This is a genomic window from Arthrobacter sp. FW306-1B-F12A (assembly GCF_058781865.1).
Genome location: NZ_JBYSXD010000025.1, coordinates 33,654 through 47,100 on the forward strand (window position 1 = coordinate 33,654; position 13,447 = coordinate 47,100).

11 protein-coding genes are annotated in these 13,447 nt (G+C 64.2%); 8 read left to right on the forward strand and 3 right to left on the reverse strand.

Annotation, left to right across the window (positions count from 1 at the left end; all coding sequences use genetic code 11):
• Positions 1 to 80: 80 nt before the first annotated feature.
• Entirely contained in the window at positions 81 to 695 is a 615-nt protein-coding gene (locus AC3WJU_RS13330; protein ID WP_059389364.1) for a mycothiol-dependent nitroreductase Rv2466c family protein, read from the forward strand.
• Between the two features lie 34 nt (positions 696 to 729).
• On the opposite strand, the gene AC3WJU_RS13335 is transcribed toward AC3WJU_RS13330, so the two are convergent.
• Positions 730 to 1,605 carry an Fpg/Nei family DNA glycosylase gene (locus tag AC3WJU_RS13335; protein ID WP_284991202.1) on the reverse strand — a complete coding sequence of 292 codons (876 nt, stop codon included), beginning with the start codon at positions 1,603 to 1,605 and terminating at the stop codon, positions 730 to 732.
• Positions 1,606 to 2,005: 400 nt separating this feature from the next.
• Positions 2,006 to 4,627 (reverse strand): valine--tRNA ligase, encoded by a 2,622-nt coding sequence (gene valS, locus AC3WJU_RS13340; protein ID WP_492260077.1) that lies wholly within the window; start codon positions 4,625 to 4,627, stop codon positions 2,006 to 2,008.
• A gap of 63 nt (positions 4,628 to 4,690) precedes the next feature.
• Between valS and AC3WJU_RS13345 the strand changes: the two genes are divergently transcribed.
• From AC3WJU_RS13345 to ndk, 7 genes are all read left to right on the forward strand, one after another.
• The gene (locus AC3WJU_RS13345; RefSeq protein WP_492260078.1) at positions 4,691 to 5,068 is read left to right on the forward strand and encodes a DUF488 domain-containing protein; all 378 of its coding nucleotides are present in this window, start codon (positions 4,691 to 4,693) and stop codon (positions 5,066 to 5,068) included.
• Entirely contained in the window at positions 5,065 to 5,619 is a 555-nt protein-coding gene (locus AC3WJU_RS13350; protein WP_492260079.1) for a class I SAM-dependent methyltransferase, read from the forward strand. Before AC3WJU_RS13345 ends, AC3WJU_RS13350 begins: the two co-directional genes overlap by 4 nt.
• Before the next feature lie 94 nt (positions 5,620 to 5,713).
• Positions 5,714 to 6,472 carry an SDR family oxidoreductase gene (locus AC3WJU_RS13355; RefSeq protein ID WP_492260080.1) on the forward strand — a complete coding sequence of 253 codons (759 nt, stop codon included), beginning with the start codon at positions 5,714 to 5,716 and terminating at the stop codon, positions 6,470 to 6,472.
• A gap of 335 nt (positions 6,473 to 6,807) precedes the next feature.
• On the forward strand, positions 6,808 to 10,137 hold the full coding sequence (gene ileS, locus AC3WJU_RS13360) for an isoleucine--tRNA ligase (protein ID WP_492260081.1): 3,330 nt from the start codon (positions 6,808 to 6,810) through the stop codon (positions 10,135 to 10,137).
• Positions 10,138 to 10,140: 3 nt separating this feature from the next.
• Positions 10,141 to 11,502, forward strand: a complete 1,362-nt coding sequence (locus tag AC3WJU_RS13365; RefSeq protein WP_492260082.1) for a bifunctional folylpolyglutamate synthase/dihydrofolate synthase — start codon at positions 10,141 to 10,143, stop codon at positions 11,500 to 11,502.
• 2 nt (positions 11,503 to 11,504) lie between these two features.
• The gene (locus AC3WJU_RS13370; protein WP_059389361.1) at positions 11,505 to 11,960 is read left to right on the forward strand and encodes a DUF4233 domain-containing protein; all 456 of its coding nucleotides are present in this window, start codon (positions 11,505 to 11,507) and stop codon (positions 11,958 to 11,960) included.
• Between the two features lie 53 nt (positions 11,961 to 12,013).
• Entirely contained in the window at positions 12,014 to 12,433 is a 420-nt protein-coding gene (gene ndk / locus AC3WJU_RS13375; protein ID WP_284991209.1) for a nucleoside-diphosphate kinase, read from the forward strand.
• Positions 12,434 to 12,510: 77 nt separating this feature from the next.
• Here the strand turns inward: ndk and AC3WJU_RS13380 are convergent, their stop codons facing one another.
• Positions 12,511 to 13,143, reverse strand: coding sequence for a vitamin K epoxide reductase family protein (locus AC3WJU_RS13380; RefSeq protein ID WP_492260087.1), 633 nt, complete (start codon positions 13,141 to 13,143; stop codon positions 12,511 to 12,513).
• Between the last annotated feature and the right edge of the window lie 304 nt (positions 13,144 to 13,447).

Below are 13,447 nucleotides of genomic sequence, written 5' to 3' on the forward strand. Positions count from 1 at the left end.
CCAGAGGTTGGCATGACTGGTGCCGGACACCGTTTTCGTCCGCCTACCCGCGCCCCTTACGCCTATCGAAGGAGTTCCCTGTGCCCGAGCAGACCGCCAACAAGGTCGATTTCTGGTTCGATCCCATGTGCCCATTTGCCTGGGTGACATCCCGCTGGATCGGTGAAGTGGAAGACGTCCGCGGCATCGAGACCAACTGGAACGTCATGAGTCTCTCGGTCCTCAACGAAGGCCGCGAACTGCCTGCCGAATACACCGAGAAGATGAAGCAGGGCTGGGGACCTGTCCGGGTCATCATTGCCGCCCGCGAGCTGCACGGAGACGAATACGTCAAGCCGTTGTACGACGCGATGGGGTCCCTCATCCACCACGAAGGCATCAAGGATTTCGCCGAGGTCATCTCGAAGGCCCTGGCTGAAACCGGCCTTCCCGCCGAGTTGGCACGTTTCGCCGATTCCGAGGAATACGACGTCCAGCTGCGTGCAAGCCATGAATCGGGGATCTCCTTGGTGGGCCAGGATGTTGGCACCCCCGTGGTCGCCGTCAACGGCACGGCCTTCTTCGGTCCTGTCCTCACCCGTATTCCCCGTGGCGAGGAAGCCGGCCGGATCTGGGACGCCACCGTCACCTTGGCCGGGTACCCGCACTTCTTCGAACTCAAACGCAGCCGCACGGAAAGCCCGGAATTCAACTAGCCCGGAATTCAACCAGCTTGAGCCGTGGGCCAGGCTATTTCAGGAACCGCGACGTTCGACGGTCTGCGAGGATCTTTCCGTTTGTCTGGCAGCCAGGGCAATACTGCAATGACGTGTCGGCAAAGGACACCTCGCGGATCGTGGTTCCGCACACGGGGCAAGGCTGGCCCGCCCTGCCGTGGACCCGCATGGTGTTCCGCTTGGTGTCCTTGAGTTCGCTTGACGCTTTCCCGACGGCGGCGGCCACAGCCGCACCCAGGACGCTTTCGATGGACTCATAGAGGACACGGGTGGTGTCCTTGTCCAGCGACTTGGCGATCGCGAACGGTGAAATCCTGGCTGCGTGAAGGATCTCGTCGCTATAGGCGTTCCCGATGCCCGCGATGACGCCTTGGCTCCGAAGGACTCCCTTGATCTGGTGCGCGTTTGTGGAAAGGATTCCGGCCAAGGTCTCCTCCGTGAAGGCCGGGCTCAGCGGGTCCGGGCCAAGGGTCGCTATTCCCGGAACGTCCAGGGGCCTGCGCACCACGTATACGGCCAGGCTTTTCTTCGTCCCGGCCTCCGTCAGGTCCACTCCGACGTGGGTTGAACCGTCGCTCTTGGTGAAGCCAATCCTTGCCGCAATATTGCTGCCGCCCATCCGAAGCTGGGTTTGCGACGGCTGCTCCGTGTACCGAAGCCACCCGGCCTTGGCGAGGTGGAAGATGAAATGGATGCCTTCGGCGTCGAGGCTGACGAACTTTCCGAAGCGTTCCACACCGACGATCTTGCGACCCTCCAGCGCTGAGTAAGGGGGATCGGCTGTCTTCAGCACGGCAAAAGAGGTGATCTGGATCTTCGTCAGTTCGGCACCGAGAAGATTCCTGCCCAGAAAGGCAGTCAGCCCGGCCACCTCGGGAAGTTCTGGCATAGCAACACTGTGCCACAAAGCACCGGCACCCAGAACCCCGGAGGCCCGCAGCGAGGCGTCCGAATTACATGCCAGTAGTTCGTGAAGGGGGCTTGTGCTGGCCGGGGAGCGGGTCAAGAATAGAACTTACCCACTTCGAAAGAAGAGGGACACGGAAACCAGAGATTCAGTGATATGCATCTGACGCAGCCTTCGGCAAAGTTGGATGCAAGCTACCAGTGACGAGGTAGGAAGACCTGAAAGTCCGAGGATTCCGCCAGACTGCCAAGACGTCACCGGGCAGCCGAAAAGTCGAAGCCCCACCAACGGCTAAACGCTGATGGGGCTTCCCCTTTGCCCTGAAATCCCAAGTGCCTGGAACTTCCCGGGCGGCCCGGAAAAACTCCCGGGCTCTTCCAAACTACGCCTGGGCGGGTTCCTCGGCAGGCGCCAGGACTACGTCGCTCACCGTGAGTTCGCCGTCCCCGGCCACCAGTGAAATCTCCTGGGCGTTGGCCGCGGCCTTCAGGTCTCCCAGTCCGGCTTCCAGCTGTGCCACAAATGACTCGGTAGCGGTGATCGTGGCCGACAGGACCTCGGTGCGCTGCTTGACCTTGGCCTCGGACTTGGCCTTGCGGATGCCGCTCAGCGCGATGCCGACGGTGCCCAGCATGGTGGTGTCGCCGTCGACGATTTCCACTGCTGCCGGCCACGCCGCGCGGTGGACCGAACCCGTGCGCCACCAGCTCCAGACCTCTTCGGTGGCGAAGGGCAGGAACGGCGCGAACAGGCGCAACAGCGCATCCAGCGTGGTGGCAAGGGCAGCAAGCACGGATGCCTGCTCGGTCTCGCCGGCCGCACCGTAGGCGCGGTCCTTGATGAGCTCCACGTAGTCGTCCGTGAACTGCCAGAAGAACGATTCCGTGATCTGCAGGGCGCGGGCGTAGTCGTAGTTGTCGAACGCCTTGGTGGACTGTGCCACGACATCGGCCAGCTGCGCGAGCAATGCCCGGTCTAAGGGGTTGCTCAGGACGGAGAGGTCCGCGCCGACCACCGAGTTCTCCGTGGCGCCCAGGTTCAACACGAACTTGGAGGCATTGAGCAGCTTGATGGCCAGGCGGCGCCCGATCTTCATCTGGGCGATCTCGTAGGCGGTGTCGGCGCCGAGCTTGGCCGAGGCGGCCCAGTAACGGACGGCGTCGGAGCCGAATTCGTTCAGGACGTCGGTGGGAACAACCACGTTGCCCTTGGACTTGGACATCTTCTTGCGGTCCGGGTCCAGGATCCAGCCCGAGATGGCGGCGTGCTTCCACGGCGCGCTGTCCTGCAGGGCATCTGCCCGGACAGCCGAGGAGAAGAGCCAGGTGCGGATGATGTCGTGGCCCTGCGGCCGGAGGTCGAAGGGGTAGACCTTGCCGAACAGTTCCTCGTCACGGCTCCAGCCGCCCACGATCTGCGGGGTCAGCGAAGACGTGGCCCAGGTGTCCAGGACATCCGCGTCGCCGATGAAGCCACTGGGCTGCTCGCGCTGGGACTCGTCGAAGCCGGGGGCCGCGTCCGCCGCAGGGTCCACGGGAAGGGACTCGTCGGACGGCAGGATCGGGTTCTCGTAGTCCGGGTTGCCCTGGGCATCCAGCGGGTACCAGACGGGGATCGGCACACCGAAGAAGCGCTGGCGTGAAACGAGCCAGTCACCGTTCAGCCCGGAAATCCAGTTCTCGTAGCGGGAACGCATGAACGACGGGTGGAACTCGATCTCGTGTCCGCGCGCGATCAACCGCTCGCGGCGGTCCTCGTCCCGTCCGCCATTGCGGATGTACCACTGGCGCGAGGTGACAACTTCAAGGGGCTTGTCGCCCTTTTCGAAGAAGTTCACGGGGTGCGTGATCTTCTTGGGCTCGCCATCCAGCAAATCGGCGGCGGCGAGAAGCTCGACCACCGCCTCCTTGGCAGAGAACGCAGTCTTGCCGGCAATCGCCGCGTAGGCTTCCTTGCCGGCGTCGGTGGTGATCCACTCGGGTGTCTCGGCGATGATGCGGCCGTCGCGGCCCATGATGGCGCGGGTGGGCAACTGCAGCTCGCGCCACCAGGTGACGTCGGTCAGGTCGCCGAAGGTACAGACCATGGCGATGCCGGAACCCTTGTCCGCCTTGGCGAGCGGATGGGCTTTGACCTCGAGTTCGACGTCGAACAGGGGAGACGTGACGGTCTTGCCGAACAGCGGCTGGTAGCGCTCGTCGTCGGGGTTCGCCACCAACGCGGCGCACGCGGCGAGGAGTTCCGGACGTGTTGTCTCGATGTAGATCTTCTCGCCGTCAGCGGTGAGGAAAGGGTAGCGGTAGTACGCGCCGGCAACCTCGCGGTCCTCGAGTTCGGCCTGCGCGACGGCGGTACGGAACGTCACGTCCCACAGGGTGGGGGCCTCGGCCATGTAGGCGTCACCGGCGTTCAGGTTCGCGAGGAAGGCACGCTGGGACACCGCACGGGAGGTGTCGTCGATGGTGCGGTAGGTGAGGTCCCAGTCAACGGACAGGCCGAGTGTCTGGAACAGGTTCTCGAAGACCTTTTCGTCTTCGACGGCGAGTTCCTCGCAGAGTTCGATGAAGTTCTGGCGCGAGACGACGTCGAAATCGCGCTGGTTCTTGGCCGGCTGTGCCGGCGGGCGGTAGCCGGCGTTGTAGGGAATGGCGGGATCGCAGCGAACGCCGTAGTAGTTCTGGACGCGGCGCTCGGTAGGCAGCCCGTTGTCGTCCCAGCCCATCGGGTAGAAGACGTTCTTGCCGGTCATGCGCATGTAGCGGGCCTGGACATCCGTCTGCGTGAACGAGAACATGTGGCCCACGTGGAGCGAACCGGATGCGGTGGGCGGGGGAGTGTCGATCGAGTAGACCTGCTCCCGGGTGGTGTCCGGGTTGAACTTGTAGGTTCCTTCGTCCAGCCAGCGCTGCGTCAGGGCAGCCTCGAGGCCTTCAAGGGCCGGCTTGTCGGGAACGTTGATGGGGGCGGTGGCGGGCGTGTCTGTACCCTGCGTTGATTCAGCCATGGGCCAATTGTTTCATGGCGCCCTTTGTTCCGTGGCACGCAGGGGTGCAGTAGCATGCGGGCCATGACGGAACTCAAGGACGTTTTGGTTATCAAGCGCATCTATGACGAAGCAGCGGACGACGACGGCTACCGGGTTCTGGTCGACAGGCTGTGGCCGCGAGGGGTATCCAAAGAACGCGCCCACCTGGATCTCTGGCTCAAGGAGATCGCTCCCTCGCCGCCCCTCCGTACCGAGTTTGCCCATATGCAGGAGCGATTCGAGGACTTCCGCCGCTCGTACCAGGCTGAGCTGGAACAGAATCCCGCCGTGGAGCAGCTGCTGGAGCTGGCGGCCGCGGAAAAGCGCGTCACGCTGCTCTACGGCGCCAGGGACCCTGAAATCAATCACGCCCGCGTCCTGCTGGAGTTCCTGCTGGGCGCCGGGAAGACGGACACATGACCACGCCGCAGCATCCGCGCTTCGCGCGGGCCTACGCCCGGGCGGTTCCGGCGATAAACCTGCGCGGCGGCACCGAACACCGGCGCACCCTGCTGGCTGGCCTGCGAGGCCGCGTCATCGAGGTCGGCGCCGGCGAAGGCTCGTCGTTCGGCCTGTACCCGGCCACCGTGGAAAGTGTCCTCGCGGTTGAACCTGATGACTACCTCAGGGAACTTGCTGGAGCCAAGGCAGGGCTTGCCGCAGTGCCGGTCACGGTTGTTCCCGGAACCGCCGAAAACATTCCAGCGGCCGACGGCGAGGCGGACGCCGTCGTAGTCAGCCTTGTCCTCTGTAGCGTCGCGGACCAGGCGGACGCGCTGGCGGAAATCCGCCGGGTGCTTCGGCCCGGCGGAACCCTGGCGTTCTACGAGCACGTGCGCGGACAAGCAGTTTCTCGCTGCCGTCGAAGATCTACTCACTCCGGCCTGGCGGCACATGGCCGGAGGCTGCCATCCCAACCGCAACACCCTGCACGCGATCGGCGCAGCCGGCTTCCAGGTGCTGCACAGTGAGCGTTTCGGCTTCTCCGCCGGCCCGCTGTCTCCGTCGATCGCCCACATCCTTGGGCGTGCGGTTTCTCCCGGTGAACCGCGTTAGGGTGGTGCCATGACTGAGGAAGTACAGACGAAGACCGCAGTAGTGACCGGCGCCAGCACGGGAATCGGCGAAGCCACGGTGAGGACCCTCACCGCCGAGGGTTGGAAGGTATTCGCCGTCGCCCGCCGTGCCGAACGGCTTGAGGCACTCGGCGCCCAGAGCGGCGCCGTGCCGTTCGCCGCGGACATCACCAACGACGACGACGTCGCGGCCTTGCTCTCAGCCGTCACCGAGGCAGGGGGAGCGGACACGCTCATCAACATTGCCGGCGGTGCGCGGGGCGCCGACACCCTGGCCAATGCCCAGACCGAGGACTGGGACTGGATGTACCAAGTCAACGTGCTCGGCACCCTGAAGCTGACCCGGGCCTTCCTCCCGATGCTGCGGGCCAACGGCGAGGGCACCGTTTTGAACCTGACGTCGACGGCGGGATTCACGGCCTACGAGGGCGGCGGCGGGTACAACGCGGCAAAGTTCGCCCAGCACGCCATGACCGGCGCCCTGCGCCTGGAGGAAGCCGAGAACAACATCCGCGTCATCGAGGTGGCACCCGGCCTCGTCCGCACGGAGGAATTCGCGCTCAACCGCCTCGGCGATGCCACCGCGGCAGCCAAGGTATACGCCGGCGTCGAGAAGCCGCTCACCCCGGAGGACGTCGCCGACGTCGTCAAGTACGCGGTCTCATTGCCGCACCACATCAACCTGGACGAGATCATCGTCCGCCCTGTGGCGCAGGCCGCTACCCACAAGTTGATCCGCAAGGGCTAAGGTACCGGCGTCGCCGGCTCCCGCGCGGCAGCCCAAGTGGAGCTCGCAGTGCCGCTGCCGCTAGACTTGTGCCACAAGCTTTGACCCGGACATCACCGGTGAGCTTCCGGAAGAACGCCCCCGCCACCCCGGGGGTCAGTAGAACCGGACGGGTAAGCCCGTCACAGCAGCAATGAGCGGCCGACGCCGGAACAGCTCCTCTTCGAAGGGGCCGCGCCAGCGGCGGTAAGTGAGGTGGTACCGCGGTACCGGCGCTGTTGGAAACAACGCAGCTGGCGCCGTCCTCGCATCCTGAATGAAACTTTGTGTTCACCGGCTCAACCCAGGATGAAGAGATGACGTATTACCCCAAGGCCTCCACAGCTCTCTCCGGCACCCCACGAGGGGTGTCCGCCTCCGTGAAGTTCCCGGAGATCGAAGAGCGCATCCTCAAGTACTGGGATGAAGACGGCACCTTCCAAGCCAGCATCGACAACCGCAGCGCGGACCTGCCCGGAGGGCACCCCGGCAGCAACGAGTTCGTCTTCTATGACGGTCCTCCCTTCGCCAACGGGCTGCCCCACTACGGCCACCTCCTGACCGGCTACGCCAAGGACCTGGTGGGCCGCTACCAGACCCAGCGCGGCAAGCGCGTCGAACGGCGCTTCGGCTGGGACACCCACGGCTTGCCCGCCGAACTCGAGGCCATGAAGCAACTGGGCATGACGGACAAGACCCAGATCGAAGCGATGGGCATAGACAAATTCAACGACGCCTGCCGCGCCTCGGTCATGAAGTACGCGGACGAATGGAAGAGCTACGTCACACGGCAGGCACGCTGGGTGGACTTCGACAACGACTACAAGACCCTCAACGTCGAGTACATGGAGTCTGTCCTTTGGGCCTTCAAGCAGCTCCACGAGAAGGGCCTCACCTACAACGGGTACCGCGTCCTGCCGTACTGCTGGAAGGACGAGACGCCGCTGTCCAACCATGAGTTGCGCATGGATGACGATGTCTACAAGAACCGCCAGGACCAGACCGTCACCGTGACCTTCCCCATCAAGGCAGGGGAGTCGGAACTCTCCAAGTCCCTTGAAGGCGTGCAGGCGCTCGCGTGGACCACGACCCCCTGGACGCTGCCCACCAACCTGGCGCTCGCCGTCGGGCCCGACATTTCTTACGCGGTGGTTCCGGCCGGTCCCAACGGGATCAAGGCCGCCTCCGCGGAGGCTCCGGTGACGGGCGGCTTCCTGCTGGCCGCCGATCTTCTCGGCACCTACGCCAAGGATCTGGGGTACGACGACGGCGCTGCCGCTACCGCCGCCGTCACGGCAAGCTACACGGGCACCGAGTTGGCCGGCCTGGAGTACGAGCCGCTCTGGGACTACTTCTCCGATACCGAGAAGTACGGCACCCAGAACGCCTGGCGTTTCCTCGTGGCGGACTACGTCACCACCACCGACGGTACGGGCATCGTCCACCAGGCTCCGGCCTACGGCGAGGACGACCAGAAAGTCTGTGAGGACGCGGGCATCCCCGTGGTGCTTTCCGTCGACGAGGGCGCCAAGTTCCTCCACCTGTTCGCGCACGGACCGCTCGCCGAAATCTCCGGGCTGCAGGTGTTCGATGCCAACAAGCCGATCACCCAGGCACTGCGTTCCGGCGGTCGCTTGGTTCGCCAGGCCAGTTACGAGCACAGCTACCCGCACTGCTGGCGCTGCCGCAACCCCCTGATCTACCGTGCCGTGTCCTCCTGGTACGTGGAGGTCACCAAGTTCAAGGACCGGATGTCCGAACTGAACCAGGAGATCAACTGGATCCCGGGCAACGTCAAGGACGGACAGTTCGGCAAGTGGCTGGCCAACGCCCGCGACTGGTCCATCAGCCGCAACCGCTACTGGGGCTCGCCCATCCCGGTGTGGCAGTCCGACGACCCCGAGTACCCGCGCACGGACGTTTACGGCTCCCTCGCCGAGATGGAGGCCGATTTCGGCCGCCTTCCGATGAACAACGACGGCCAGGTCGACCTGCACCGCCCGTTCATCGACGAACTGACCCGGCCCAACCCGGACGACCCGCGCTCGCCTGAAGAGGGCCAGTCCACCATGCGCCGGGTGGAGGACGTCCTGGATGTCTGGTTCGACTCGGGCTCCATGCCCTACGGCCAAGTGCACTATCCGTTCCAGAACGAGGAATGGTTCGACACCCACAACCCTGCCGACTTCATCGTCGAGTACATCGGGCAGACCCGCGGCTGGTTCTACATGCTGCACATCCTGTCCACGGCACTCTTCGACCGGCCGGCCTTCCGCAATGTGATCAGCCATGGCATCGTGCTGGGTTCGGACGGGCAAAAGATGTCCAAGAGCCTGCGCAACTACCCGGACGTCTCCGAGGTCCTGGACCGCGACGGCTCCGACGCCATGCGCTGGTTCCTGATGTCCAGCCCCATCCTGCGTGGGGGCAACCTCGTGGTCACCGAACAGGGAATCCGCGACGGCGTCCGCCAAGTCATCCTGCCGCTGTGGAACGTGTACAGCTTCTTCACGCTGTACACGAACGCTTCCCACACAGTGGATGGGACAGCCGCCGGCTATGACGCCAAGCTGCGCTACGACGGCTACACGGACACCATGGACCAGTACTTGCTGGCAAACACCGGTGACCTCGTCCGCAACGTCACCTCCAGCCTGGACGAATACGACATTTCCGGGGCTTGCGATGAACTGCGCAGCTACCTGGATATGCTCACCAACTGGTATGTCCGCCGCAGCCGCCAGCGCTTCTTCGACGAGAACACCGACGCCTTCGACGCCCTCTACACGGCGCTCGAAGCGGTCTGCCGAGTCTCGGCGTCGCTCCTTCCTTTGGTTTCCGAGGAGATCTGGCGCGGCCTGACCGGCGGGCGCTCCGTGCACTTGGCTGACTGGCCCGAGGCGTCGCTGTTCCCGGCGAACCCGGAACTCGTCGAGGCGATGGACCGGGTCCAGCAGATCTGCTCCACCGGTTCCAGCCTGCGCAAGGCCGCCAACCTCCGCGTTCGCTTGCCGCTGCAGGAACTCACTGTGGTGGCACCCGGTGCTGATGCGCTGGCAGGCTTCGCCGCCGTCGTCGCGGATGAACTGAACCTGCGTTCCGTGCGCCTCCTCGACGCCGCCACGGCGTCGCCGGAGGAATTCGGCATCGAGCAGAAACTCGTGGTCAATGCCCGCGCGGCAGGTCCGCGACTGGGCAAGAACGTCCAGCAGGCCATCAAGGGTTCCAAGTCCGGCGACTGGTCTGTTTCCGATGCGGGAGTGGTCACGGCGGGCGGCCTCGAGCTGGAACCGCAGGAGTACACGCTCGAGACTGTCGTCGCGGAATCTGCTGACGGCTCGTCCGCGGCCGTCGCTGTCCTTCCGGGCGGCGGCTTCGTGGTCCTGAACACCGAAGTCACCCCGGAACTGGCAGCCGAAGGCCTGGCTCGCGACATGGTCCGCGCCATCCAGCAGGCCCGCAAGGACGCAGGACTCAACGTGAGCGACCGCATCCACACCACGGTCCTGGCCGTCCACGACGTCGTTGACGCCTTGCGCGCCAACGAAGAGCTGGTCAAGACCGAAACCCTGTCCCTCAAGCTCGACCCCGTCGTCTCCGGCGACGCCGCCGAGCCGCAGATCACCGTTACCAAGATCGAGGCCTAGTACATGAGCGACGAATTCTCCGTAGAAAGCGTCTACGCCGAACTCCTGGGCCGCGCCCCGGAAAACAAAATGGAGCCGCGGCTCGCGCCCCTGTACCGGGCGATGGATGTGCTGGGGGAGCCCAACAAGGCGTTCCCGATCATTCACATCACGGGCACCAACGGCAAGACCTCAACAGCCCGGATGATCGAGGCCGGGCTTCGTGCCCACGGATTGAGCACAGGCCGTTATACGAGTCCGCACCTGTCGAAGGTCACCGAGCGCATCAGCATCGACGGCGAGCCGGTTTCGGACGAGACCTTTGTCCGGATCTGGGACGAGATCCGTCCGTACCTCGAAATCGTGGACAAGGAGCTCGAGGCGGATGGCCAGCCCAGGCTCACGTACTTCGAGTGCCTGACCATCCTGGGCTTCGCGATCTTCGCGGACCAACCCGTGAACGTCGCCGTGATTGAAGTGGGGCTCGGCGGCATCACCGACGCCACGAATGTGGGCGATGGACAGGTTTCCGTGGTGACGCCGATTTCGCTTGACCACACGGATCTCCTCGGCGATACCACCGAGGACATCGCTCGCGAGAAGGCCGGAATCATCAAGCCCGGCGGCTTCCTGATCAGCGCGGCCCAGCCGGTGGACGCCGCGCAGGTGCTCCTTGAGAAGGCGCGCGAGGTTGGGGTGCCGTTCCGCTTCGAAGGCGTCGAATTCGGCGTCGAGTCCCGCAGCGTTGCCGTCGGAGGCCAAGTCCTGACCATCCAGGGGCTCGCGGGCCGCTATGAGGACCTGCTGCTTCCCTTGCACGGCGCCCATCAGGCCGAGAACGCGGCCGTTGCGGTCGCGGCCCTGGAAGCGTTCTTCGGTGGCGGTGAAAAAGAGCTCGACGGCGACCTCCTGCGCGAAGCGTTCGGCAGCGTCACGTCGCCTGGCCGTCTTGAAGTGGTGCGCACCGCTCCCACGATCATCGTGGATGCAGCCCACAACCCTGACGGCATCCGCGTCTCGGCCGAGGCAATTGAAGAGGCCTTCAGCTTCAGCAAGCTGGTGGTGGTCCTCGGGGTCCTCAAGGAAAAGGACGCGGAGGAAATCCTGCGGCAGCTCAAGGAATCGCTGGGTGGACTGGCAGAGGAGTTCTGCTTCACACAGTCCAGCTCGCCGAGGGCCATCCCGGCGGCGCAACTGGCCGATCTCGCCGTCGACCTTGGCTTCGGTGCGGACAATGTCCACATTGCCGAGAAGCTGGATGACGCGATCGAGTGGGCCGTGGAGCGTGCCGAAGCGAACGATGACCTGGCCGGCGGCGTACTCGTCACGGGTTCCATCACCGTGGTGGCCGAGGCCCGCATGCTCCTGGGGAAGGTTGGTTCCTGAGCATGGCCAAACTCACCAAAGCCCAGCGCGAATGGCGGCCCGGGATGCCCAAGAAGCGCCGCTCCACCAAGGTGATGTTCGCTTCGACCGTCCTGCTTTTGGAGGCCTTCGTCGCGTTCTTCGCCACCTTGGCAGTCTTCGGACTGAAGCGCGGAGAGGTGCAGCCGGCCCTGATCCTGACCTTCGGCATCAGCCTGAGCGTCATCCTGATCCTGGCCTGTGCCGTGCTTAGCAAGCCGTGGGGCATCGGGGTCGGCTGGGTAATGCAGCTGGTCTTGATTCTTTCCGGCTTCGTCGAGCCCACGATGTTCGTGGTGGGAGTCCTGTTCGCGGCCTGCTGGTGGTACGGCATCCGTGCCGGCATGAGAATCGACCGCGAGAACGCCCAGCGTGATCGTGAGCAAGCCGAATGGAACGCTTCGCACGGGGACTCTGGGGGCAGCGCGGGCGTCGCCTGAGCGAAACCCCGTAAACTGGCTGGGAAACCCACACATCCAACATTGGAGCAACCGTGAGCATTGAGCGCACCCTTGTACTGATCAAGCCCGACGGCGTCGCCCGCAACTTGAGCGGCAGCATCCTCGCCCGCATCGAGTCCAAGGGATACTCCTTGGTCGAATTGAAGAAGGTCAACGCAACCCGCGATCTCCTTGAGCAGCACTACGAAGAGCACCTGGGCAAGCCGTTCTACGAGCCGCTGGTCGAGTTCATGCTCAGCGGCCCGGTTGTCGCTGCCATCTTCGAGGGCCACCGCGTGATCGAAGGCTTCCGTTCCCTTGCTGGAACCACGGACCCGACGACGGCGGCGCCCGGCACCATCCGCGGTGACTTCGGCCGTGACTGGGGCCTGGCTGTGCAGCAGAACCTGGTCCACGGTTCCGATTCGGTGGATTCCGCCGAGCGCGAGATCAAGATCTGGTTCGGCGCGTAGTTTTCAGACACACCAAAAGCGGAAGGGGTCCATGTTCACGCGAACATGGGCCCCTTCCGCTGTTGACGGCTTGGTGCTTAGTAACCCGACGTACCGATGAAGACGTTGATGAAGGCAAAGAAAATACTGGCGATCACGCCAACGTAGAGCAGCGCGGAAATGATCCAACCGGATTCGCTCAGGATCTTGGCCAGTCCTGCGGGCGCTGGAATGACTCCGTGCGCCACGTTCCTGATGGTCACGAAGACGAAGAGCGGGATCATGCATGCCCACACCACCATGCAGAACGGGCACAGGATATGAATGACATACAGGGCCTGGGACCAGAGCCAGACGATGAAGATGAACCCCAGTGTGACGCCCGTCTGCAGTCCGATCCAATACCAGCGGGCGAACTTGGCCCCGGCAAAGATCGCCATGGCGGTGGTGATGATCACGGCGAAGGCGACAATCCCGATGAACATGTTGGGGAAACCGAAAACCGAACTCTGCGGTGTTTTCATGACGCTGCCACAGGACACCCACGGATTGAGGTCGCAGGCCGTTATGTGGTTGGGGTCCATGAGAACCTGCAGCTTTTCCAGCACGAGTGCGCCGGACGCAAGCCACGCGATGGCGCCGGTGGCGAGCAAGAGCCAGGCAAAGGGGCGGTCGCGGACCATACGCGGCATGGCTGCGTCGTCGGTGTGCTTGCCGGTTCCCTCCTGCATGAGGGAGGGGGCATCGTTATTGGCCAGGTTCGGGCTGGCGGGGCTCGGCATGGTTGGCTGTCCTTTTCTGGATGGCCCGGCGCAGGACCGGGGACTGCTCTTGGGAGGATTCTAGCCGCGGAGGCTGGAGGACGCGTCCAGCAAAGGCGGCGGCACGGAAGCTTTCAGGGCATGCTTCCTGCCGGGAGTGCGGGCGTGTGAGAGAATGAACATGGCCGGAAGCCGATCCACATGCGGAATCCGGTCCGGTATCTTGTTCCCAAGACCGCCAATCATTTGCAGGGCATGCCCAGGATCCAATGAT